20 protein-coding genes are annotated in these 22,483 nt (G+C 61.8%); 13 read left to right on the plus strand and 7 right to left on the minus strand.

The window, feature by feature from the left end:
- Positions 1-319: 319 nt before the first annotated feature.
- On the plus strand, positions 320-1,633 hold the full coding sequence (locus tag J4721_RS15235) for an adenylosuccinate synthase (RefSeq protein WP_102870247.1): 1,314 nt from the start codon (positions 320-322) through the stop codon (positions 1,631-1,633).
- Positions 1,633-1,878, plus strand: coding sequence for a DUF2842 domain-containing protein (locus J4721_RS15240; protein WP_014880665.1), 246 nt, complete (start codon positions 1,633-1,635; stop codon positions 1,876-1,878). Before J4721_RS15235 ends, J4721_RS15240 begins: the two co-directional genes overlap by 1 nt.
- A 168-nt stretch (positions 1,879-2,046) precedes the next feature.
- Here the strand turns inward: J4721_RS15240 and J4721_RS15245 are convergent, their stop codons facing one another.
- A complete protein-coding gene (locus J4721_RS15245; protein WP_247656143.1) occupies positions 2,047-4,374 on the minus strand; it encodes a chemotaxis protein CheA in 2,328 nt (775 codons plus the stop codon).
- Between the two features lie 82 nt (positions 4,375-4,456).
- On the opposite strand from J4721_RS15245, the gene J4721_RS15250 reads away from it, so the two are divergent.
- Positions 4,457-5,122 carry a thiamine diphosphokinase gene (locus J4721_RS15250; protein WP_211002944.1) on the plus strand — a complete coding sequence of 222 codons (666 nt, stop codon included), beginning with the start codon at positions 4,457-4,459 and terminating at the stop codon, positions 5,120-5,122.
- A 67-nt stretch (positions 5,123-5,189) separates the two neighbouring features.
- On the opposite strand, the gene J4721_RS15255 is transcribed toward J4721_RS15250, so the two are convergent.
- From J4721_RS15255 to J4721_RS15265, 3 genes are all read right to left on the minus strand, one after another.
- Positions 5,190-6,152 carry a DMT family transporter gene (locus J4721_RS15255; RefSeq protein WP_014875279.1) on the minus strand — a complete coding sequence of 321 codons (963 nt, stop codon included), beginning with the start codon at positions 6,150-6,152 and terminating at the stop codon, positions 5,190-5,192.
- Positions 6,153-6,264: 112 nt separating this feature from the next.
- Complete coding sequence (locus tag J4721_RS15260) at positions 6,265-7,638, minus strand: L-serine ammonia-lyase (protein ID WP_014875278.1); 1,374 nt, start codon at positions 7,636-7,638, stop codon at positions 6,265-6,267.
- Positions 7,638-8,345, minus strand: coding sequence for a glutathione S-transferase family protein (locus J4721_RS15265; RefSeq protein ID WP_211002943.1), 708 nt, complete (start codon positions 8,343-8,345; stop codon positions 7,638-7,640). Before J4721_RS15265 ends, J4721_RS15260 begins: the two co-directional genes overlap by 1 nt.
- Positions 8,346-8,535: 190 nt before the next feature.
- Here J4721_RS15265 and J4721_RS15270 point away from each other — a divergent pair, with 190 nt between their 5' ends.
- From J4721_RS15270 to J4721_RS15300, 7 genes are all read left to right on the plus strand, one after another.
- Positions 8,536-8,847: a Dabb family protein gene (locus J4721_RS15270; protein WP_211002942.1), complete on the plus strand. Its 312-nt coding sequence runs from the start codon at positions 8,536-8,538 to the stop codon at positions 8,845-8,847.
- 77 nt (positions 8,848-8,924) lie between these two features.
- Complete coding sequence (rpiA, locus tag J4721_RS15275) at positions 8,925-9,713, plus strand: ribose-5-phosphate isomerase RpiA (protein WP_014875275.1); 789 nt, start codon at positions 8,925-8,927, stop codon at positions 9,711-9,713.
- A gap of 37 nt (positions 9,714-9,750) precedes the next feature.
- Complete coding sequence (locus J4721_RS15280; RefSeq protein WP_247656144.1) at positions 9,751-10,263, plus strand: ATP-binding protein; 513 nt, start codon at positions 9,751-9,753, stop codon at positions 10,261-10,263.
- 152 nt (positions 10,264-10,415) lie between these two features.
- Entirely contained in the window at positions 10,416-11,771 is a 1,356-nt protein-coding gene (gene gor, locus J4721_RS15285) for a glutathione-disulfide reductase (protein ID WP_211002941.1), read from the plus strand.
- Positions 11,772-11,840: 69 nt separating this feature from the next.
- The gene (gene hflK, locus J4721_RS15290) at positions 11,841-12,998 is read left to right on the plus strand and encodes an FtsH protease activity modulator HflK (protein ID WP_027246865.1); all 1,158 of its coding nucleotides are present in this window, start codon (positions 11,841-11,843) and stop codon (positions 12,996-12,998) included.
- A complete protein-coding gene (gene hflC, locus J4721_RS15295) occupies positions 12,998-13,888 on the plus strand; it encodes a protease modulator HflC (protein ID WP_014875271.1) in 891 nt (296 codons plus the stop codon). The genes hflK and hflC overlap by 1 nt, the downstream gene beginning before the upstream one ends.
- Positions 13,889-14,173: 285 nt before the next feature.
- Complete coding sequence (locus J4721_RS15300; RefSeq protein ID WP_211002940.1) at positions 14,174-15,673, plus strand: Do family serine endopeptidase; 1,500 nt, start codon at positions 14,174-14,176, stop codon at positions 15,671-15,673.
- A 557-nt stretch (positions 15,674-16,230) separates the two neighbouring features.
- Here the strand turns inward: J4721_RS15300 and J4721_RS15305 are convergent.
- Positions 16,231-16,995, minus strand: coding sequence for a Crp/Fnr family transcriptional regulator (locus J4721_RS15305; RefSeq protein ID WP_247656145.1), 765 nt, complete (start codon positions 16,993-16,995; stop codon positions 16,231-16,233).
- Positions 16,996-17,037: 42 nt separating this feature from the next.
- Entirely contained in the window at positions 17,038-17,622 is a 585-nt protein-coding gene (locus J4721_RS15310) for a peptidoglycan-binding protein (protein WP_211002939.1), read from the minus strand.
- 322 nt (positions 17,623-17,944) lie between these two features.
- Here J4721_RS15310 and J4721_RS15315 point away from each other — a divergent pair, with 322 nt between their 5' ends.
- From J4721_RS15315 to J4721_RS15325, 3 genes are all read left to right on the plus strand, one after another.
- Complete coding sequence (locus J4721_RS15315; protein WP_014875267.1) at positions 17,945-18,268, plus strand: 2Fe-2S iron-sulfur cluster-binding protein; 324 nt, start codon at positions 17,945-17,947, stop codon at positions 18,266-18,268.
- Positions 18,268-19,131, plus strand: coding sequence for a VCBS repeat-containing protein (locus J4721_RS15320; RefSeq protein WP_102858922.1), 864 nt, complete (start codon positions 18,268-18,270; stop codon positions 19,129-19,131). Before J4721_RS15315 ends, J4721_RS15320 begins: the two co-directional genes overlap by 1 nt.
- A 205-nt stretch (positions 19,132-19,336) precedes the next feature.
- On the plus strand, positions 19,337-21,112 hold the full coding sequence (locus tag J4721_RS15325; protein WP_211002938.1) for a DUF1217 domain-containing protein: 1,776 nt from the start codon (positions 19,337-19,339) through the stop codon (positions 21,110-21,112).
- A gap of 634 nt (positions 21,113-21,746) precedes the next feature.
- Here the strand turns inward: J4721_RS15325 and J4721_RS15330 are convergent.
- The gene (locus J4721_RS15330) at positions 21,747-22,379 is read right to left on the minus strand and encodes a LuxR C-terminal-related transcriptional regulator (RefSeq protein WP_211002937.1); all 633 of its coding nucleotides are present in this window, start codon (positions 22,377-22,379) and stop codon (positions 21,747-21,749) included.
- Positions 22,380-22,483: the final 104 nt, after the last annotated feature.

Below are 22,483 nucleotides of genomic sequence, written 5' to 3' on the forward strand. Positions count from 1 at the left end.
GCCGGGGGCTGCGTTTGGAGTTGCGGCTGGGGTGATCTCGCCCTCGTCATGTTTCCCAATCGCCCGAGGGGAATCGCTGGATCTCACGGGGGGAGCTGGGGCCGGGGGCATTAGATGGGGCTTTGGCGCGCCGGTTGGTGTGTGGCTGGTGGGTGGGGTGGGGCTTGGATCTGTTTTGGGCCTGTTTCGGGGGGCTTAGCGGCGCGATATCTTGTGGAAAAGCGGTGCGCAGGCGGGGTGCGGCGAAAAACCGGTTCCCCTGTCTGCGCGGTCTCGTTATACGGAGCGTCGGTTTCAACCAGCATACAGAGGACCTGAGATGGCCAATGTCGTGGTAGTCGGCGCCCAATGGGGTGACGAAGGTAAAGGCAAGATTGTCGATTGGCTCAGCGAGCGCGCTGATGTCATTGCGCGTTTTCAGGGCGGCCATAACGCCGGTCATACGCTGGTGATCGACAGCAAAGTCTACAAGCTGCACGCGCTGCCCTCGGGTGTGGTGCGGGGCGGCAAGCTCTCGGTCATTGGCAATGGCGTGGTGCTGGACCCCTGGCACCTGATGAAAGAGATCGAGACCGTGCGCGCGCAGGGCGTGGACATCTCGCCTCAGACGCTGATGATTGCGGAAAACACGCCACTGATCCTGCCGCTGCATGGTGAGCTGGACCGGGCGCGGGAAGAGGCGGCCTCCAAGGGCACCAAGATCGGCACCACCGGTCGCGGCATTGGCCCGGCCTATGAGGACAAAGTGGGTCGCCGGGCGATCCGCGTGGCGGATCTGGCGGATGAGGCGACCCTGATTGCCCGCGTTGATCGTGCGCTGCAACACCATGATCCGCTGCGCAAGGGCCTGGGCATCGAAGCCGTGGATCGTGACGGGCTGATCGCAGAGCTGAAAGAGATCTCCAAGGAGATCCTGCCTTTTGCCGCGCCGGTCTGGAAAGTGCTGAACGAAAAGCGCAAGGCGGGCAAGCGGATCCTGTTTGAGGGGGCGCAGGGCGCGCTTCTGGATATTGATTTCGGGACTTACCCGTTTGTGACTTCCTCCAACGTGATTGCCGGTCAGGCGGCAACCGGTGTGGGCATTGGTCCGGGCTCCATCGATTATGTGCTGGGCATCGTGAAGGCCTATACCACCCGTGTGGGCGAAGGCCCGTTCCCGACCGAGCTGCTGAATGCGGATGGCACCCCGGATGCGGATGGCGAGCGTCTGGGTACGCGGGGTCATGAATTTGGCACCACCACCGGCCGTCAGCGTCGCTGTGGCTGGTTTGATGCCTGCCTTGTGCGCCAGACCTGTGCGACCTCTGGGATTACAGGTATTTCGTTGACCAAGCTGGACGTGTTGGATGGGTTTGAAACCCTGAAGATCTGTGTGGGCTACGATCTGGACGGGACCCGTCTGGACTATCTGCCCACTGCTGCTGACCAGCAGGCGCGCTGCACCCCCATCTATGAAGAGATGCCGGGCTGGAGTGAAAGCACCGAAGGGGCGCGCAGCTGGAACGATCTGCCGGCCAATGCCATCAAATACGTCAAGCGCGTGGAAGAGCTGATCGACTGTCCGGTTGCGCTGCTGTCCACCAGCCCGGAGCGGGACGACACCATTCTGGTGACCGATCCCTTTGCCGACTGATGTCTGACGAAAGTGGTCTGAGCTACAAGGCGCGGCGGCGCTGGGCCTTGGTGATCCTGTTGATCGGCATGCCGGTCTATATCGTGCTGGCGGTCAATGTGATCAGCTGGCTCGACCGGCCCTCGCTGCTGGTTGAGCTGATTGTCTATGTGCTGCTGGGGGTGTTGTGGATCCTGCCGTTCAAATTCGTCTTTCGCGGCGTCGGCAAGGCAGATCCCAATGACCCGGATCAGGATCAGGGTTGAGTTGGTGATGTCGCCGGGCAAGGGGCGCTGCCCCTCTTGACCTCGCGGTCAATTCACCCCGGAGTATTTCTGGAAAGATGACGGGCGGCTTGTCCTGAACATCTTGCCCTAGACAGAAAAAGGCGGCCTTTGGGGGCCGCCTTTTGTGTGTTGCACGGGGGTCAGAGGTCAGCCGACAGCGCGGTTGCCGGGTTGAAAACCGATCTGGCCGGAGGCGGTGAAGCGGCCGTTGTCGGCGCGTTCAATCTTGCCCTCGCGCAGCAGCTGGCCAAAGCTGCGCAGCCCGTCTTCGCGGTTGAACTCGGTCCCATCAACGCCGCGCACCTTGTTCATCAGCTGTGGGCGGGAGAAGTGATCGCGCCCTTCCACAAAACTCATATAGGCGGCGGCGGCCTCAAGCAGCTCGCCGAGTTCTACCGCGCCGCTTTCTTCGGCGTAGGCGGCAAAGCCGCCCTCGGTGGCGCTGCTTGCAGGGGTCTCTTCGGTCAGGATCGCGGCGGAGACCCGGCGCGGGCGCACCGGTGCGGCTGGGGCGGCACTGCTGTCGTCGATGCGCTGCTCCTGGACCAGTTTCAACGGTGCCGGGCGGCTGGCGGGTTTGGCAGGGCGCTGATCGGCGTCGCTGCGGCCTTCACCGCCGGGGGCCTGGCGGGCATCGGGGCGGCGTGGGCGCACCACGCTGGCCAGATCGTCGCGGTAGACCTGCGCGTCATCTTTGCTCTCCAGGGCGCCACCGGCGCTGCGTTCGGTCGAGGCTGCGGCCATCACGGCGCGCAGCTGGCTGTAGGTTTCGCGCGAGGTGCTGTTTTCGGGGTCTTCCAGACGTTCGTCGGCAGCGGCCATCAGGCGCGCGATATCGCCGTCGGCGGTGCTGGTTGCGCCGCGCTTGGCGCCGGGCTGCGGGGCCACGGATGCGGCGGCGTCTGCCGGGGTGCTGATGGGTTGCGGGGTCTCTGTCAGCTGCGCAGGATGCTGAGGCTTTGCCGTGTCATCGGGCTGAGGCGCAGCACTGTCCTCTTCGTCGTCATAAGCGGCCAGCGCATCTGAGATATCATCGATATCGTCGCCGCCCAGCAGATCCGCCTCCACCGCGGCGAGTTCGGCCAGCAGTTCGGCCTCGTCATCGGGGGACAGGCTGCTGTCGGCGGCGGGCTCTGCTTCCGGTGTGTCGGTCTCGGGTGACGGGGTGGGGTGGGCGTCAACAGCTGTGTCGCCGGTCCCATCATCGACCGCCTCCAGCGTGCCGCTGGCCATGGCACCTTCGATTTCGCGGCGTTTGACGCGCAGCACGCGGCCCCGCTTGCGCGGCGTTTCGGTCTTGGCGGGTGTGGCTGCGTCAGCTGTGACCTCGGTCTCTTCGGTCTCTTCGGTCTCTTCGGGCTGTGAGGCTGCAGCGGGCGTGTCGCGGTTCTGTTCGGCAGCGATATCACCCAGGTTATCTGCGGCGTCTTCGTCAGAGGTGTCGTCATCACCTTCGGGGCTGCTGCTGTCGGCGAAGAACTCTTCGGCGCCTTCGGGCACATTGGGGATGGCTGTTGTGCCAGATGCGGGAGCGTCCGTTTCAGTTCCAAGGTCAAGGCGGTTCAGCGCCTCGGCGATATCGGCGTCGCTGTTGGCATCGGCGGCTTCCGTGAGCGTCTCATCCGGCCCCTCATCCGCGATATCTGCATCAACCGCGTCGTGATCCGCAGAAAGCGCATTGGTGATGTCTTTCACCGCGTCTTCGCGGGCCTGCTCGGCGTGCTGATCTTCGGTGAACTCATCCGTTGGGGTTTTGGCGACGACGGCGCGGATCCGGCGCAGTTTGGCCGCGATGCTTTCGGCGGAGGTGACAGTGTCGGCCTGAACAGGCTCGGCCTCAGCTGTATTGGCCAGATCGGTAGTGACGTGAGCAGTCTCAACCTCTGCGGCGACCGGCTCTGCGGCGGGAATTTCGGCTGCAGGGGCGGGCGGCGGAGTCTGTTGTACCTCCTGCGGGGGCACCTCTGCCACGTGGATTGGGGCTTCGCTCGCGGGCTGAACCTGCGGTGCGGCAGGCGCAGTTTCGACGCGTCTGGCGGAGGGCACAACCGGGTCAGCGGCGGTCACCGGGGCCGCCGCCGGGGATGCGAGGGCGCTGGTGGCGCGGGGCGGCGGGGCATCATCGGCTGGTGGTGCCGGGGTTACGGCGGGGGGGGCAGTCAGCGTTGCGGCGCGCAGGTGGATGCCTTCGGCGCTGGTGCGGGCCTCAACCTGGCGGGCGACCTCGCGCTGGGCAATCCGGGCGAGCATCTCGGCGTCCGGCTGGGGCGGTTCTGCCCCGAAGTAGCGGTCATCGGAGGCGAGATCGCGAAAATACTCCGCAATCGCCTTCATGGTGCCAAATGAATCGTCGAACCCTTCCAATGTGCAGGAAAAAGTCCCGTAGGAGACTGTCAAAACCTTGTTGTTCTGTACCATCGGATAGGTGTCCTCGCCAAAGTCATTGCCGCTTACGTTGCTGGCGCAGGGGGTCAAATTGCGCCCGAATCCGTGCAATTGATCGTATCATTTTGTGTTCAGATTGTGGTCTGTTTCCTTTTCTGCCAGTAATCCCGGTATGAAAGAGCTGATTGTTGAGCGGGTTGAGCCGGTGACGCTGGTTGGCGCCGGGGTGTTGGGACCGGATGATCTGGAGGCGGCGCTGGCGCTGGCCCCGGTGTTGGTGGCGGCGGATGGCGGGGCGGCGCATGCGCTGGCGGCGGGGCATCACCCGGTGGCGGTGATTGGCGACCTGGATTCGCTGGCAGCGGAAGTGCAGGCGGGGCTGGCGCCGGGGGCGCTGCATCATGTGACCGAGCAGACCACCACAGATTTCGACAAGGCGCTGCGGATGATCGGCGCGCCGGTGGTGCTGGGAGTTGGATTTCTGGGCGGCCGGATCGACCATCAGCTGGCCGGGTTCAACACGCTGGTACAACCCCATCCCAGTCCCTGCGTGCTGCTTGGCCCGCAGGAGGTGGTGTTCCATCTGCGCGGTGAGATCGCGCTGCCGCTGACGGCGGGGGAGGTGGTGTCGCTGTTCCCGATGCAGCAGGTCACCGGCTGGTCGGAGGGGCTGGCATGGCCCATCGAGGGCTTGCGGCTGGATCCGATGGCGCGGGTCGGGACCTCTAACCGGGCGACGGGGCCGGTGCGGCTCAGGGCGGATGGGCCGGGGATGCTGGTTATTTTGCCGCGGGCCCGGCTGGCGGATGTTGTGGCCGCGTTACAGGCGCAGGCCTGATACGCGGGCCTTTTCCTGTCTCGCCCTGTCTTAAGCAGTCTTGTTCTGCCCTAACCGGCCAAGCCGATCAGACCGCCGGCTGTTCGGGTGCGATGGGCGGATCCTTGAGCAGGAGCGCGGCCCTATCGGCGGCCGCTTTTTGCAACTGGATCTGGCGTTCGCGCAGGATTACGAAGAGACCGGCGGCAATGGTGATCAGGATGCCGATTGCCGCGAGGCCGTTTGGCAGCTCATCAAAGATCCACAGGCCAATCAGGGCTGCGACCGGAATTTCCAGGTACTGCATCGAGGCCAGTGTGGCAGCGGGTGCGTAGCGCAGGCTCCATGTCATCAGCAGATGCGCGGCGGTGCCCAGCAGGCCGATTGCGGCCAGAAGGCCCCATTGCTCAGCATTTGGTGTGATCAGCGCCAGCACCGGACTATCCGTGATCTGGCCCAGCAGCAGCACGGGGGCCAGTAGCACGCAGGCCATGGTGCCGGAGACCGCCTGCAGGCCCACCGGATCGGTGTCCTTGGCGATCTGGCGGGTGACCAGCATGAACAGCGCAAAGATCACCGCCACCATCAGTGGCCAGAGCGCGTGCCAGCCGACCGTTACAAAGCTGGGCTGGATCACCAGAAGTGTGCCGCCAAATCCGACAATGCAGGCCAGAAGACGGATCATGCCCACCTCTTCGCCCAGCACATATTTGCCGAGGAGCAGCATGATGAACGGCATCACAAAGGCAATCGCCACCGCATCCGCAAGCGGCAGGTATTTCAGACCGGTGAACATGGCACCAATGCCCGCGATATGTAGCAGCGTGCGCACAAAGGTGAGGCGCAACACGCGGCCCTGCATTCGCCAGATGCGGCCTGTCGCCCAGATCAGCGGGGCCAGCAGCAGAACCTGAGCGGCAAAGCGGACAAACAGCAGCTGGCCAAGAGGGATATGCGCCCCCAGAAGTTTGGCCACCGCATCCCCCATCGGGGCGGTGATGCAGAAACCAAGCATCAGGAGGATGCCGAGAGAGGGGCGGTCATGTGTCATGCGGCCACGCTAGGCGCGGGCGCATGGGGATGCAAGCAGGGGTTGCGATTTGGATCTGGCGGGATGCGTGTTGAGTGTGATCTGCGTCCCGCCAGAAAGAGGTCATGTGTTCTCAGCAGTTCGGCACGTTCACCGCAAGGCCGCCGAGCGAGGTTTCCTTGTACTTGTCATGCATGTCTTCGCCGGTCTGGCGCATGGTCTCAATACAGGCATCCAGCGGCACGAAGTGCTGGCCGTCACCACGCAGGGCGAGAGAGGCGGCGGAGACCGCCTTGATCGCCGCCAATCCATTGCGCTCGATGCAGGGCACCTGCACCAGCCCTTTGACGGGATCGCAGGTCATGCCCAGGTGATGCTCCAGCGCGATCTCAGCCGCGTTCTCCACCTGTTCGGGTGTGCCACCCATCACCGCGCAGAGACCCGCAGCGGACATGGCGGCGGCTGATCCAACTTCGGCCTGACAGCCTGCCTCAGCACCCGAGATGGACGCGTTGTATTTCACGAGGCCCGCGATGGCGGCGGCGGTCAGCAGGAAATCCTCGACATGGGTCTCAGACGCGCCTGGCACGTGGTCGAGATAGTAGCGAATGACAGCCGGCAGGGTGCCTGCGGCGCCATTGGTGGGGGCAGTGACAACCTGTCCGCCAGCGGCGTTTTCCTCGTTCACGGCCATCGCATAGACGCTCATCCAGTCATTGATTGTGTGGGGCGCGTTGATGTTCATGCCACGTTCGGCCTGCAGGGCATCGTGGATCCCCTTGGCACGGCGGCGCACATTGAGGCCACCGGGCAGAATGCCGTCCCGTTCCAGACCCCGGTTGATGCAATCGTTCATCACCTGCCAGATGCGGGCGGTGCCTTTGGCGAGGCTGACCTCGCAGCCGCGCGCGATCTCATTGGCGCGTTTCATACCAGCAATGGATTTGCCGCTGGCCTTGGCCATCTCCAGCATTTCGGCGGCGGACTTGAAGGGGTAGGGCACCGGCTCGCCTTCGTCTGTGGCCTTACCGGCAGCCAGTTCTTCCTCCGTGAGGACAAAGCCTCCGCCGATGGAGTAATACACCTGCCGCAGAATCACGTCGCCCTGGGCATCGGTGGCCATCAGGATCATGCCGTTGGCGTGGCCGGGCAGCGCGTGATCATAGTCGAAGATCATATCGGCCTTGGGGTCGAAATGCAGCGCGCCGAGACCTTCGGGGTGCATGGTGTGGGTTTTGTCCAGCTCTGCGAGGAAGGCGACCGCCTTCTCATCATCATAGTCATGGGCGACAAACCCGCCGAGGCCGAGGATGGTGGCACGATCGGTGGCATGGCCAACGCCTGTGAAGGCGAGCGAGCCATGCAGCGAGGCGCGCAGCCCGTGGAATTCAAACGGCGAGGCGCGCATCAGGTCCAGGAACTTTGCGGCGGCCACCATCGGCCCCATGGTGTGCGAGGACGAAGGGCCAATGCCCACTTTGAACATGTCGAAGACGGAGAGGAACATCAGGTGGCTGATCCTTCTGAGGGATTTGCGTAGGATGGCTGGGTAAAGGGTGTCGGGCCGAGGCCTTCGGCCTCGCAGGCGACAGCCACCGCAGCGCGGCTTTCGAGCGTCGCGCAGAGGCGGTGTAGGCTGGGGTAATGCGCCAGGGTGAACCAGGATCTGTCGGCCTGCGCTGGATAAAGCGCCATCCAGCGTATCTGGCAGGCCAGATAATAGTCCAACACCGAAGGGTGCACCGCACCAAACCATGAGGGGCGGGCTGCGGCGGCCTGGTCGAGGTGGGTGAGATGCTGATACAGGCGCTGACGCAGCACATGTTGCAACTGTGCCTGCTGGTCGGCGTCCGGGCCGATGTATTTCTTGGGATAAAACAGCATCCGCAGATCTGCGTGCAGCGTGTTGGACGCAAAGAACAGCCACTTCAGGAAGGCTGCGCGGTCTGGGCTGCTGGGAGGCGGGGCCAGCGCGCTGTGCCGTTCGGACAGCCATAACAGAATGGCGGCGGTCTCAAACACTGGCCCGTCCGGGGTTTCCAGCACCGGGATCAGCCCGTTCGGGTTCAGCGCGCGGTATTCAGCGCTTGTCTGCGCCTTGGCCCTGCGATCAACCAGCACGCATTCGTAAGGCTCACCAAGCTCCTCCAGCACCAGCCGGATGACCAGGGAGGCGTTATCGGGGGCATAATGGAGGCGGTAGCTGTTCATCATGGACCCATTCTAAGCTGTCTGCGGGTGTTGGTAACGCCCGTTTCCGACGTTTCCAATAGGAAACACGCAGTTTGCGCAAACACTGGCGCAGGAGGACGCCCGACTGTGTCCGGAGGTTGGGCTTGCCCCATGGGAGCGGCTGAAGCTAGGGTCTGAAAGGGCAGCTGGTTGCCCTGCCGGAGGGTGTGCTGTGATCCTGCATTGTGTGTTCTGTCAGTTCGATGAGGCGGCTTCGCGCGTGGAGTGCGAGGATGTCCTGAAGGCTTTGGCGGAGTTCTCGCGTGGTCTGGATGGCGTGCTGGCCTTTGACTGGGGGCCGAACCGCGATTTTGAGCGCAAATCCCAAGCCTATAGCGACGGCTTTGTCATCCGGTTTTCGGATCGCGCGGCATTGGAACGGTACGCCGAACATCCCACGCATCAGCAATTGGGCGCGCAGCTATGCGCCTTATGCGTGGGGGGCGGCGATGGGATTGCCGTCTTTGATCTGGAAATACCATAAGGGGAGAGCATGGGCCCTCGCACGGGCAACGCAAACCCTTTAATAACGCAACAAAACAAGTGCATGGAGTCGCGGTCATGACCGGAGAATTATCCCCCATCGACAAGGCCAAATTTGTTGCCGCTAAACGTGCGGCGGAGATGGTTGAGGATGGCATGCGCGTCGGGTTGGGCACAGGCTCCACAGCCGCCTGGCTGGTGCGCTGTCTGGGCGACATGGTTCAAAACGACGGTCTGCGCATCAAGGGCGTGCCGACCTCCACCCGCACGGCGGAGCTGGCCCGGGATGTGGGGATCGAGATCCTGACACTGGATGAGGCGAAATGGCTGGATCTGACCATTGACGGGGCGGATGAATTTGACCGCGATCTGAACCTGATCAAGGGTGGTGGCGGGGCGTTGCTGCAGGAGAAGATTGTCGCCACAGCATCGGACCGGATGGTGGTGATTGCCGACAAGGCCAAGGAGGTCGAGAGCCTTGGCGCCTTTCCCCTGCCGGTGGAGGTGATCCCCTTTGGCTGGCAGACCACGCAGGCGCTGCTGGAGGAGACTTTGGTGGCGATGGAGGTCATGGGGCGCAAAACCACCCTGCGGATGAACGGGGATGCGGCGCTGGTGACGGATGAGGGCAATCATATTCTGGATCTGCATCTCAACCGTATCGGCAATGTCCGGCAAATGGCGCTGGTACTGAACCAGATCCCCGGCGTGGTTGAGAATGGGCTGTTCATCGACATCTGTGACACCGTGGTGGTGGGCTACGGCGATGGCAAGGTTGAGGTGCGCGACATCAACGAGGGCACGGTGGAAACCGACCGGCTGGATTTTGTCGAGAGTGAAAACCTGTTCACGGATCTGAGTGACTGACGCAAAATAGCCTGTCTTGGCCTTATCGGGGGTTTCCATGTCTGCATTCCAACCCACGTCTTCGACACCGACCTTGCACATGCTGTGCGGGAAAATTGCCGCCGGGAAATCCACGCTGGCCGCGCGGTTGGCGGCGGATCAAGGGACAATCCTGCTGGCCGAAGATGACTGGCTGCATGCTTTGTTTGCCGATCAGATGTCGTCGCCTCAGGATTATGTACGCTGTGCGGCAAAGCTGCGCGGAATCATGGCGGCGCATGTTGCCTCGCTCTTGCAGGCTGGGGTTTCGGTTGTTCTCGACTTTCCCGCGAATACTGTCGAAACCCGCGCGTGGCTGCGCCGTTTGATTGATCAGACCGGCGCGGCCCATCAGCTGCATGTCTTGGATGTGCCAGATGATCTATGTCTGGCGCGGCTCCGTCTGCGCAACGCGGGGGGCGTGCATCCCTTTGCGGCAACCGAAGCGCAGTTTCACACGTTCAGCAAGCATTTTACTTATCCTGCTGAACAGGAGGGTTTCACGCTGGTCATGCATGGGGCAGCCGAGTGATCTCGTCCCGGCTTTCTTCACGCGGTTTTCACGGTTTCGCGACTAAATCGCCCTTGGCATTCTAAACCGGCCCCTGCACCCCCACCTGCGAGACTGGCAATTCCCTCTGCGCTATGTGATACCTCGCGCAAGACATCAGAAAGGCGACTAACATGAGCTTTGATTACGATCTCTTTGTTATCGGCGGCGGCTCCGGTGGGGTGCGTGCGGCGCGGGTGGCAGCACAGCGCGGCGTCAAGGTGGCGCTGGCGGAGGAGGACCGTTATGGCGGCACCTGTGTGATCCGGGGTTGCGTGCCAAAGAAGCTGATGGTGTTTGCCAGCGAATACGCAGGTATGGTCGAAGATGCGCAGGCCTATGGCTGGGATCTGTCGCCCGGCAGCTTTGACTGGGATCGGTTCAAGACCAAACTGCACGCCGAGCTGGACCGGCTGGAAGGGATCTATCGGAACATCCTGAAAAACAACGAGGTCGAGACCTTTGATCAGCGCGCCAAACTGGCGGATGCCCACACGGTGGAGCTGGCGGACGGCACTCGCAAGACGGCGAAACATATCCTGATCGCGACCGGCGGCTGGCCGGTGACGCCGGAGTTCCCCGGCTCGGAGCTGGCGATCACCTCAAACGAGATCTTCCATCTGGAAAAACTGCCCGAAACCATGCTGATTGTCGGCGGCGGCTATATCGCCTGCGAATTTGCCGGCATCATGAACGGGCTGGGGGTCAAGACCACGCAGTATTATCGCGGCGCGCAGATCCTGCGCGGTTTTGACGATGAGGCGCGCGGGCTGATCTCAGAGGAGATGTGCCAATCCGGTGTGGATCTGCATCTGGGCACCAATGTGCTGGAGATGCGCAAAGAGGGCGACAAGATCTGGGTGAAAGCGACCAATGGCGATGAGAACCTGTTCGACCAGGTGATGTTCGCCACAGGTCGGGCCCCTAATGCCGATGGCCTCGGGCTTGAGGAACTGGGCATTGAGCGTGACCGCGCCGGGGCCATTGTGGTGGATCAGTACAGCCAGACCGGCGTGCCCTCGGTCTATGCGGTGGGGGATGTCACCAACCGGGTGAACCTGACGCCGGTGGCGATCCGTGAAGGTATGGCCTTTGTCGAGACGGTGTTTGCGGGCAATCCGACAAGCCCGGATCATGAGTTGATCCCAACGGCGATCTTTACCCAGCCTGAGATGGGTACTGTGGGCCTGAGCGAGGAAGCGGCGGCCGCGCAGGAAGAAATTGAGGTCTATGCGACCTCCTTCAAACCGATGCAGCAGGCCTTTGCCGGGCGGGCGCAGCGGGTGCTGATGAAGCTTATTGTCTCCAAGGCGACGCGCAAGGTGCTGGGATGTCATATCGTCGCCCCCGGCGCGGGTGAAATGATCCAGCTGGCGGGCATCGCCGTAAAAATGGGCGCAACAAAAGAAGACTTTGATCGCACCGTGGCGGTGCATCCGACCATGTCGGAAGAGCTGGTCACGATGAAGACACCAGTGCGGACGGCTTGATTTTTCAGGCAGAAACCACAGGTAGGAACAATAAGCCGCGATGGGCGGCGAGATAGGGATTGGACACATATGGCGGGCAATAATGGTGGCCCCTGGGGGGGCAGTGGCTCTTCTGGCGGCTCAGGCAACAGAGGCAACAACCAAGGCGGCGATGATAATCGTGGGGGCGGACGTCGCCCCGATGACGGTCAGATCCCCGAGATCGACGAGCTGGTCAAGAAAGGCCAGGAGCAGCTGCGCGTTCTGATGGGCGGTCGCGGTGGTGGCACCGGCGGCGGCGGTCGCGGTGGTGCTGGTGGCGGCGGCGGTGGTCCGCAGCTGACCAAGGGCACCCTTGCGCTGGGCGCGCTGGCTGCGGTTGGCTTCTGGGCTTTTGCCAGCTTTTACACCGTGAAGCCGGAAGAACAGTCGGTTGAGCTGTTTCTTGGGGAGTATTCCGCAACCGGGCAGCCGGGTCTGAACTTTGCGCCCTGGCCGCTGGTGACCAAGGAAATCCTGCCGGTGACCCGTGAACAGACCGAAGACATCGGCGTCGGCGGCGGTATCAGCTCCGATGCAGGGCTGATGCTGACCGGGGACGAGAATATCGTCGATATCGACTTTCAGGTGGTCTGGAACATCAACGATCCGGCGAAATACCTGTTCAATCTGCGCGATGCCCGTACCACGATCCGCGCGGTGTCGGAATCGGCAATGCGCGAGATTATTGCCCAGTCCGAACTGGCGCCGATCCTGAACCGGGACCGGGGCGCGATTGCCTCGCGCTTGCAGGATCTGATCCAGTTCACGCTGGATGACTATGACAGTGGGATCAACATCATCCGGGTGAACTTTGACAAGGCCGACCCGCCGGCATCGGTGATTGCGGCGTTCCGGGATGTTCAGGCGGCTGAACAGGAACGTGACCGGCGCCAGAACGAAGCGGATGCCTATGCCAACAACGCACTGGCCGAGGCCCGTGGTCAGGCGGCGGAACTGCTGGAGAAAGCCGAAGGGTACCGTGCACGTGTCGTGAACGAAGCCCAGGGTGAAGCCAGCCGTTTCTCTGCGGTTCTGACCGAATACGAAAAGGCACCGGATGTGACCCGCAAGCGTCTCTATATCGAGACCATGGAGAAGGTGCTGAGCCGCGTTGACAAGATCATCCTGGATGAGCAAACCGGCGAAGGTCAGGGCGTGGTGCCATATCTGCCGCTCAATGAACTGCGCCGTGGAGGAAGCAACTGATGCGTAAATCAACTCTCTTGCTGCCCGCGCTGGTGATCGTGGCGATCACGGTGCTGTCGTCGGTGTTTATCGTGGACGAGCGCGAAAAGGCGCTGGTTCTGCAGTTTGGCCGGGTTGTCTCGGTCAAGGAAGAGCCGGGGCTGGCGTTCAAGATCCCGCTGATCCAGGAAGTGGTGCGTTATGACGACCGCATCCTGAGCCGGGATATCGACCCGCTGGAAATCACCCCCTCGGATGACCGCCGTCTGGTGGTTGACGCCTTTGCCCGCTATCGGATCACCGATGTGAACAGGTTCCGTCAGGCGGTGGGTGCCGGCGGTATCGCAACGGCTGAAAACAGGCTGGATTCGATCCTGCGGGCGCAAACCCGTGAGATCCTCGGCTCTGTCAGCTCAAATGATATCCTGTCCTCGGACCGGGCGGCGCTGATGCTGCGGATCCGCAACGGGGCGATCGCCGATGCCCGTGCGTTGGGGATCACTATCATCGACGTGCGGCTGAAGCGGACCGATCTGCCTACCGAAAACCTTGATGCGACCTTTGAACGGATGCGGGCCGAGCGTGTACGCGAAGCCACTGATGAGCGCGCACGTGGTAACGAGGCTGCACAGCGGATCCGGGCGCAGGCCGACCGGACCGTGGTTGAACTGGTGTCCGAGGCGCAGCGCGAGGCGGAGATCATTCGTGGTGAAGCGGATGCTGAACGCAACGGTATTTTTGCGACTGCCTATGGTGCGGATCCTGAGTTCTTTGAATTCTACCGCTCGCTGAACGCCTATGCCACGTCACTGCAAGCCGGGAACTCCACCATGGTGTTGTCGCCGAACAATGAGTTTTTCAACTATTTGAAATCCTCCGACGGCAAACCGGCGGCAGCTGCCCAGCAATGATCACCGTTGCAGATATTCTGCGCGTGAGTGTGAAAGAACAGAGGGGGCTGACCGTTGGGTCGGCCCCTTTTTCGTCCACCTTTTTTTTGGGTGTGTTCCCCAGCGGCAGCTCACCGGGTTTCACTTCGAATTGAATACGTGCAACATTCGTTGTGACCGTTTTTGAAAAGACTACATTACAGCCCATGATCCGCTGCGGATCCAAAGGTGCGTGCCCGTGCAGGCCCCGCCGCAGACGATGGAATTTGGCGACAACTAAGGAGTAGTTTCGTGCAGCCACAGGCAATGAAAAATACAATCAGCAGCGCCCGCGCCGTTGCGCGCCAGCCCGCGCGCCAGATGACGCAGTGGCGGTTGCTCTGGCTGGCCATGATCAGCACCCTGATGGTGCTGGCGCAGGTGGCCATCGCGCAGGCCCGGCCCGAAAGCCTGGCGCCGCTGGCCGATAAGGTCAGCCGCGCGGTGGTGAATATCACGACGACAACCGTCGTCGAGGGGCGATCCGGCCCGCAAGGTATCGTCCCCGAAGGCTCGCCTTTTGAGGATTTTTTCCGGGAATTTCAGGACCGCAACGGTGGTCAGGGCGACCGTCCGCGCCGGTCTTCGGCGCTTGGTTCCGGTTTTGTGATTTCGGAAGACGGCTACATCGTCACCAACAATCACGTCATCGAAGAAGCGGATGAGATCGAGATTGAATTCTTCCCCGGTGAAGGTCAGCCGGCTCAGCCGCTTCCGGCCAAGGTTGTGGGCACTGATCCCAACACCGATATCGCGCTTCTGAAGGTCGAAGCGCCGATGCCGCTGACCTTTGTCAAATTCGGTGACAGCGATCTGGCGCGTGTTGGCGACTGGGTTGTGGCCATGGGCAATCCGCTGGGACAGGGGTTCTCTCTCTCGGCGGGTATCGTCTCCGCGCGCAACCGCGAGCTGTCGGGGTCTTATGACGATTACATCCAGACGGATGCGGCGATCAACCGGGGCAACTCAGGCGGACCGCTGTTCAACATGGATGGTCAGGTTGTCGGTGTGAACACGGCGATCCTGTCTCCCAATGGTGGCTCGATCGGGATCGGGTTCTCCATGGCTTCCAATGTGGTTAGCAAGGTGGTGAACCAGCTGAAGGAATTCGGCGAAACCCGGCGTGGCTGGCTGGGTGTGCGCATTCAGGACGTGACCAAGGACGTTGCCGAGGCGATGGGTCTGGACAGCGCCAAGGGCGCGCTGGTCACGGACGTGCCGGAAGGCCCGGCCAAGGCTGCTGGTTTGCTGGCGGGCGACGTGATCCTGTCCTTTGACGGGGTGGATGTGAAAGACACCCGTGCGCTGGTGCGTCAGGTTGGCAATACCGAAGTCGGCAAAGCCGTGCGCGTGCGCGTTTTCCGTGAAGGCAAGACCGAGACGCTGCGGGTAACCTTGGGCCGTCGCGAGGATGCGCAGCGCCAGAGCACTCCGTCCAGTGGCGATGACAACGCGCCTGACATGACCGAAAAACAGCTGCTGGGTCTGACCGTCAGCCGTCTGAGCGAGGACCAGCGCAGCGAGCTGAACGTGCCCGATGGCATGGACGGTCTGGTGATCACCTCGGTGGATGAGACTTCGGAGGCCTGGGAGAAGGGCATGCGCGCCGGTGATCTGATCACCGAGGCAGGCCAGCAGAAACTGACCTCGATCAGCGAGCTGGAAGCGCGTATCGACGAGGCAAAGGAAGCGGGTCGCAAGTCGCTGCTGTTGCTGGTGCGTCGCGCAGGTGAGCCACGCTTTGTGGCGCTGAACCTGTCGGAGTAACCTTTGGCTGTGGGCTGCTGCAAACAGTGGCCCGCCGCCAATGCGGTGCCCCGCTGCGCAGTTTCAAATTGCTGACGCCGGGGGAATATCGGCAGAGATCGCAAGACAAAAGGGCCGGGCAGGGATGCTCGGCCCTTTTGCGTGGATCACAACAGGGTGGCGAAATTGCCCCCAGCCCTTGGTCCGGCGCGTCACGGACTCACGCCGGCGGGAGGTATCTGCACATGGGTCCAATGACCCCAGGCACCTCCCGGCACCTTCTGTCCGATCCAACGAGCTGTTCTTAGGTTTCCGCCGCCCCAGATGGCGCAGATGGTCCCCGGTGTGCGCCCGGCGGATTTCCTGGGTCCCGTCGAGCCATGTGCCGTGACACATGGCTCTTGATGGGACAGGCTGCCGTTGGGATGGAACGGATAACGGCGGCCTGACACGACCATGCCCCTAAGCCATGGGGGTGGTCTGTAACCCAGTTCACAATTGAGTAAGATTATTCAGATGTGGCCCCGCGCGGCGGTTGTTGCCTGATCCGGGGCCGGGACCTTGGAAGGCAGGTTGTGTCAGCCGATGTCGGGGTCGGCCAACAGCTTCAGTGCGGCCCGGTCGCGGATGGTCAGACCACCGCGGCTGATGTCGATCACGTCACTGCGTTTCCACTGCGACAGTGTTTTTGAAACCGCCTCACGGGTGGCGCCGACAAACTCCGCAAGTTCGCTCTGTGACAGCGACAGGCGCGCGTCTTCGCCTTCGGTCGTCAGATACAGCAGCTTGCGGGCCAGCCGCACGGGCATCGGCAGAAAGACCTGTTCGCTGTACTGCGTGTTCATCCAGCGCATCCGCTGGCCCGCCAGCCGCAGCAGATCCCCGGCTAGGGCGGGGTGGTGTTGCAGTTTTGCGACCACATCGCCGCTGCGCAGTCGGCGCAGGCGGCTGGGCTCCAGCGCGGTTGCGGTTGCAGTGCGCGGTCCGGGATCAAACAGCGCGATCTCACCAAAGACCGCGCCGGGGCGCATGATGTCCAGCGACAGTTTACGCCCCGCAGAGGACAGCGTGGAGAACTCCAGCGCGCCACTGACAATGGCATAGAGCGCATCGCCCTCATCGCCCTGTTCAAACAGCTCTTCACCGGTCTGCAACAGAACTTCGCTGGCCTGGCTGTCGAGCATTTCCAGCAAGCGATCAGAAGCACCGGAGAGAAAGCCGCGATCGGGCAGCAGCCATTTGCGCCGCGGCGCATTGCCAGCGCCCGAGGTGCTGCCGGTGGTTCTGCCAGAGGCGTTGCCAGAGCGGGGCAGAGCACCGGGGGCAGGCCGCAGCGGGCTCATGCCGGACCTGCGGCGATGATGCGAGGGTGGCGGAGATCTGTCTCAGGTTTCAACGGCAACCAACCCCAGTTTGCGGGCGCTGAGCAGCGACAGCTGATCATTGTCGAACCCGTCCTGTTTCTGAAATTTGCGGACGGACGCACGGGTGGCACTGTCCAGCTGGCCGGTAATTTCGCCGGTGTAGAGGCCGCGTACCGCCAGAGCGCGTTGCAAGGAACCGACAAGTTGCGGGGTCATATCAACCGGGCAGGGCGTCTCAAACCAGCTCTCACGGCGGGGGCGTACGATGTCCTGACGGGTCTCCCGGCGAAAGCGGGCAGGCGCAATAACCCGCCCGTCCGGCGCGGTCCTGGCCGGGCGGGTCATCACCTGTACGGTGACAGTTTCGATCACGGCAGGCGTTGTATGAGTGGCCCAGCAACTGCCGGGGGCCGCACCGGGCGGGGCGGCGGGGGTGTTGCGGGAGACCTGAGTGCTGTTGCCGCCTGTCGAAGAGTCGGCACAGGCGCTGAGCAGCAGCCCTGTCACCACAAGCGAGATCAGGCGCAGACTGGTCCGCCGCCAACTATCGTGCCTGAAACAGGCCTGTCCCAGCCAGGGCCCGTGCGGGCGCAAGAGGTCAGCCATGAACAAAGTCCCCGTGACGAAACACCGATGTGAAACACCTGTGTCGAAATATCAGCAGCCGTGATGCCGCGATGGCCCGTCCGCATGGGCGCATCTGGGCCTAGGCTACCGCAGTTCCGCCTCCGGCGCAAAGCCCTGTTGCCGCTGCCCAGGGACGGGTGCCACACCCACGGCCCAAAAAGGGCAGCGCAGGGCGCAAATGGGTCAGGGTGCCCCGGCGCCGGATCGCAGGAGTTTTACCCAAGCCGCGGTTTCTGACTGGCGCGGTGGCCGGTGGTTGGCTACAACCTCGGACGCAACGCGAAAAAGGATGCAGCTGACGATGGCAAAGATCACTTATGTCGAACACAATGGTGCCGAACACGTTGTGGAGGTGGCCAACGGCCTGACCGTGATGGAAGGCGCGCGCGACAACAATATCCCCGGTATTGAGGCAGATTGCGGCGGTGCCTGCGCCTGTTCGACCTGCCACGTCTATGTCGATGCCGGTTGGGTGGAAAAACTCCCCGCCAAGGATGACATGGAAGAGGACATGCTGGATTTCGCCTATGAGCCTGATCCCGCCCGCTCACGCCTGACCTGCCAGATCAAGGTGACGGATGATCTGAACGGTCTTGTGGTGCATATGCCCGAGAAACAGATCTGATGCTGTCGGGGTCTCAGGCGCGGCGTTCTCTGTCGCGGGCCTGGCCCCGGTTCATGCGCCGCGCAGCGCGGGCCTTGCGTCTGTGGCAGGCGGTGGTTGGTGGCGACGGCGCCAAACGGTCGGATTACGCCGGGATCTGCGGCGTTGTCCTGCCGCTTGTCTTTAGCCTTGGTGCCGGAGCAGCCGCGAACGCGCGGCCGGTCCTGACAGACGCGCAGTTCGAAGGGCCGGTCACCCATTATCCGCACGGGGTCTTGGGGGATCGTATTGAGTATTCTGCGATGGTGCTGCGGGACAGCCGTGGGCGCAGCCATCGCATCGACCTGCCTGTCGGCGGGGCTGTCTTTGAGGATCTGTCACCGCGACTGTGGGATGTGACCGGAGATGGTCAGCCGGAGGCGGTGGTTGTTGAAAGCGATCCGCAGGCCGGCGCACAGCTGGCAATCTATGGCCTGCGCGGCGGGGCATTGCACAAGATCGCGGCAACCCCGCATATCGGCACCCGGTTTCGCTGGCTTGCGCCGGTTGCTGCGGCGGATCTGGACGGCGACGGCCATATCGAGATCGCTTATATTGACCGACCGCATCTGGCCAAGACCCTGAGGGTCTGGCGCTACCGGAACGGGGCGTTGCAGCAGGTGGCGCAGAAGGTGGGGTTGACCAATCACCGCATCGGCGAGGATTATATCACCTCCGGGCTGCGTGACTGCGGGGCCGGGCCTGAGCTGATCACGGTTGATGCCGGGTGGACGCGCATCATGGCAACGTCGCTGGTGGCCGGTCGGTTGATCAGCCGTGATATCGGCGTGTTTTCGAACCGGGACCAATTGACGGCGCGCTTGCACTGCCTGGACCCGGCATAGCCGGATAGGCATGCGGTGGGCGCCATCAAACCCATTGATAAAGTTACGCGTATTTTTTCCCCGCTGCCTGCGCTGCGCGCCCATTGCGTTGCAGGTTTGTTCACCAATTTGCCTGTAGTCTCTTGCCAAAGACACCTCCCGGGGGGCTGCGGATTAGGCCGGGGCGATCCGTGGCGGACCTCGTTTGCAAGCAGGAGACAGGCGCGTGACCTTTTCACCCTATGTGCTGGGCACCGGTATCGCCGGATGGAATTTCCTGGACCGAACCCGTGTCCAACAGCAGCAGATTTTTGAGAAATCGCCGATCCTGGATCGGGCGGTGCAGGATTTCACCCAGAAGATCGAGGGTATCCAGAGCTCGGATCAGCTGCTGGATGACTATAATGTGCTGAAGGTCGCGCTGGGGGCCTTTGGCCTTGATGAAGATATCAACAACCGCGCGTTTATCAAAAAGGTGCTGGATTCCGATCTGTCGGAGCCGACGTCATTTGCCAACCGCCTGAACGATAACCGCTATCTTGGTCTTGCTCAGACCTTTGGCTTTGGCAATGATGCAGGGCCGCAGTTGCCCAGCTCCAGTGTTGAAAAACCCTATGCCAATGTCGCCAGCCCGGAGGATCTGCTGTCCAACCAGACCCTGCTTAATCAGGCGCTGGACGATTTTGGTCTGAAAAAATACGCGGGCAACGAGTTCTTTCTCATGCGGGTTCTGGAATCCGACACCACCGATCCTGCGTCGTTTGTGAACCGGCTGAGCGACAGCAAGCTGGCCGATTTCGCCAATGCGTTTCAGTTCAATCAGCCACCTGAGTACACCAGCAGCATGGAGGCGCTGGTGGGGGAATTCAATGCCATGAATGATGGCAATGGCCCTGCCAATGCGGATGAGTTGTTGGGAAATGAGGACCTGTTGAAGGCGGTCGTCGACAGCTTCGATCTGGAATATACTAATACCATCTTCCTCAAGCGGATGCTGGAATCCAATCCATATGATCCGGATTCACCGGTGAACCAGCAGGAGGATCCGCGCTATCTGGCGATGTCGCGGGCCTTTGGCTTTGGCATTTCCGACATCAACAGCTTTACCAGCCCGGAGGAGCTGCTGGCGCAGCCCCAGCTGCTGGAAGATGCACTGGAGCAGTTCAATCTCAGCAACCCCGGTGAACAGTATATCCGGGATGTGCTGGAGTCGGATCTGTCGGATCCGAATTCCTTTGTGAACCAGCCAAGCAATCTTGCCTTCTATGACTTTGCCGAAGCCTTTCAGAGTGAGTGGCCAAGCGCGCCCAGCCGGATGCAGGTGCTGGCCGATGAGGTGGGTGGCAAACTGGCGGGCTATGAACAGCCACAACAGTTTGTCTTTGATTTCGACGCCTTTGAGGCGGGGCTTGATGTGTTCAATATCAGTGAGCGGGAGCTGGATTTTGACGTAATGATCAAGGCGTTTGAATCCGACCTCTCCTCCGAGATTTCATATGCAAACCTGCACCGAGATCCGAACCTCAAGGCAATGGCGCATGCTTTTGCCTTCAACCCGGGGGGCAGTGATCACACCTATCCGGCTGGCTTTGCGCAGGAAATCGCAGATCTATACAAGGATCGGAATTTCGAAATCGCTATCGGAGAAAGTGACCCGAACATGCGTCTGGCGCTGTCGCTGGAGCGTGAGTTGCAGTCGATCGCGGATGCGGGGGGCAGCGAAGATGCTCATTGGTTCGGGATCATCGGATCGCCGCCGCTCAAATCCATGTTCGAGACGGCGCTTGGCCTGCCTGCGAGTTTTGGGCAGCTTGATGTCGACCGTCAGGTGAATGAGATGAAAGAGCGTGCGCAGACATCCTTTGGCACGACGCATCCGGCTGATCTGCTGGAGCCGGAGACATTGGACGCGTTTCGCAACCGCTTCCTGCTTCTGAGCGGGCTGAACAGCGATCAGGCGGCAAATGGGTTCAGTGATCCGATCTTCACCCTGTTCCAATAGGGCTGATTGGGTGCTTGGTCACCGTGATGGTTGCACGGTTTGACTTCGGGCGTCGATGCCTGACTGTTGGGGCGGCGTGCTGGGGTAACTAGCATGATGGAGTGGTGGATTTGTACAGGTGTGCGCTTTATCTGGCCATGGGGGCACGGATGAAATGATCTGCGGCATGTGTCCTGACGCCATGATTTTGACAGATGCACTAGACAATGGTCCGAGCATGTAGGGCCAGATCTCAGCGAGCTTGGTCATACCTGGTTGGGCCATCAGACTTGATCACTTTGCAATGTCTCACATCGGGTTCGATCAGACCTGGCCGCCTGATACTGGGATGGACCATACCGGGCGTGAATAACCCGAAGCTGGACCGCCTTGAGCCAGGCCATGATTGGCGCTGGACGTCTTCTGTGTCGCATGTCCCGAAATTGACAGAACACGGGCGCATGACATGCCGCATGACTGTACCAATCAGATTGAACGGGCAGAAGATTGGGCGGACCAATGTGGACGGAAACCGGTGAAGCCCGCAGATCGACACGGACCGAGCGGTCTGCCGTGGCTCACCGGCAAATCGCTGCCGGATTTGGATTGGCTCAGGTCCGAGATTGCCGCCCAGTGCAGAGACCGCCGCGGAGGATCAAGGCTCGGCGCTGCCAACCACATGGTCCCCATCGATATCGCCAAGCGAGGAGAACAGTGCGGCAGTATTGCTGACCCCCATCTTTTTCAGCAACCGCGCCCGGTGGACCTCCACTGTGCGATAGCTCAGACAGAGGCTTCGGGCGATTTCCTTGCTGGTCTTGCCCTCGCAGAGCAGGGAGTAAACTTCCCGTTCGCGCCGGGTTAGCGGTTGATAGGGGCGTGAGCGTGACAGATCAGCGAAGCTCCAGACCGCGCGCGCCAGCGGATCCTCAGGGGTGAAACTGTGGCCACGCACCCGCACCCAGAACAGGCTGCCATCCTTGCGCCGCATGACCCGTTCGTCCCAATAAGGGGCCCCTGTGCCCAAAGTATCGTCACCGCGGCTGCGGAGGTTCAAAAACTCCTCCTCAGAGGGGTAGAGAAAGGCAAACAGCTGGTCGAGAAGTTCCGCGCGGGGATAGCCGAAGATTTCGCAGAACCGCCGGTTGCAGTCCCTGAGCACCCGGTTTTCTGTGACGACGATTCCGACCGGCAGGAAGTCATAGGCCAGCCGCATCAAATCACGATTGGCAAAGAGCTGATCAAGTGTTTCGGGGCTGGGATGGGTCTGCGGGGGCTGGGCCGTCATCTGATCTTGCTGGTGCTCCTCGGGTGGCCATAGGGGGGATCAAACCCGCTGACGTGACATGAGTTGCGGGTGGTATGGCTGTTATTGCGGGGACCTTAGCGGAG

The sequence above is a fragment of the Phaeobacter sp. HS011 genome, assembly GCF_018101215.1.
GTDB lineage: Bacteria > Pseudomonadota > Alphaproteobacteria > Rhodobacterales > Rhodobacteraceae > Phaeobacter > Phaeobacter inhibens.

Coding starts and splice junctions, on each gene's coding strand:
- gor (WP_211002941.1), top strand. CDS start 10,416: ATGAGCTTTGATTACGATCTCTTTGTTATCGGCGGCGGCTCCGGTGGG.
- rpiA (WP_014875275.1), top strand. CDS start 8,925: ATGACCGGAGAATTATCCCCCATCGACAAGGCCAAATTTGTTGCCGCT.
- J4721_RS15330 (WP_211002937.1), bottom strand. CDS start 22,379: ATGACGGCCCAGCCCCCGCAGACCCATCCCAGCCCCGAAACACTTGAT.
- J4721_RS15240 (WP_014880665.1), top strand. CDS start 1,633: ATGTCTGACGAAAGTGGTCTGAGCTACAAGGCGCGGCGGCGCTGGGCC.
- J4721_RS15260 (WP_014875278.1), bottom strand. CDS start 7,638: ATGTTCCTCTCCGTCTTCGACATGTTCAAAGTGGGCATTGGCCCTTCG.
- J4721_RS15320 (WP_102858922.1), top strand. CDS start 18,268: ATGCTGTCGGGGTCTCAGGCGCGGCGTTCTCTGTCGCGGGCCTGGCCC.
- J4721_RS15305 (WP_247656145.1), bottom strand. CDS start 16,995: ATGAGCCCGCTGCGGCCTGCCCCCGGTGCTCTGCCCCGCTCTGGCAAC.
- hflK (WP_027246865.1), top strand. CDS start 11,841: ATGGCGGGCAATAATGGTGGCCCCTGGGGGGGCAGTGGCTCTTCTGGC.
- J4721_RS15300 (WP_211002940.1), top strand. CDS start 14,174: ATGAAAAATACAATCAGCAGCGCCCGCGCCGTTGCGCGCCAGCCCGCG.
- J4721_RS15250 (WP_211002944.1), top strand. CDS start 4,457: ATGAAAGAGCTGATTGTTGAGCGGGTTGAGCCGGTGACGCTGGTTGGC.
- hflC (WP_014875271.1), top strand. CDS start 12,998: ATGCGTAAATCAACTCTCTTGCTGCCCGCGCTGGTGATCGTGGCGATC.
- J4721_RS15310 (WP_211002939.1), bottom strand. CDS start 17,622: ATGGCTGACCTCTTGCGCCCGCACGGGCCCTGGCTGGGACAGGCCTGT.
- J4721_RS15255 (WP_014875279.1), bottom strand. CDS start 6,152: ATGACACATGACCGCCCCTCTCTCGGCATCCTCCTGATGCTTGGTTTC.
- J4721_RS15315 (WP_014875267.1), top strand. CDS start 17,945: ATGGCAAAGATCACTTATGTCGAACACAATGGTGCCGAACACGTTGTG.
- J4721_RS15235 (WP_102870247.1), top strand. CDS start 320: ATGGCCAATGTCGTGGTAGTCGGCGCCCAATGGGGTGACGAAGGTAAA.
- J4721_RS15280 (WP_247656144.1), top strand. CDS start 9,751: ATGTCTGCATTCCAACCCACGTCTTCGACACCGACCTTGCACATGCTG.
- J4721_RS15265 (WP_211002943.1), bottom strand. CDS start 8,345: ATGATGAACAGCTACCGCCTCCATTATGCCCCCGATAACGCCTCCCTG.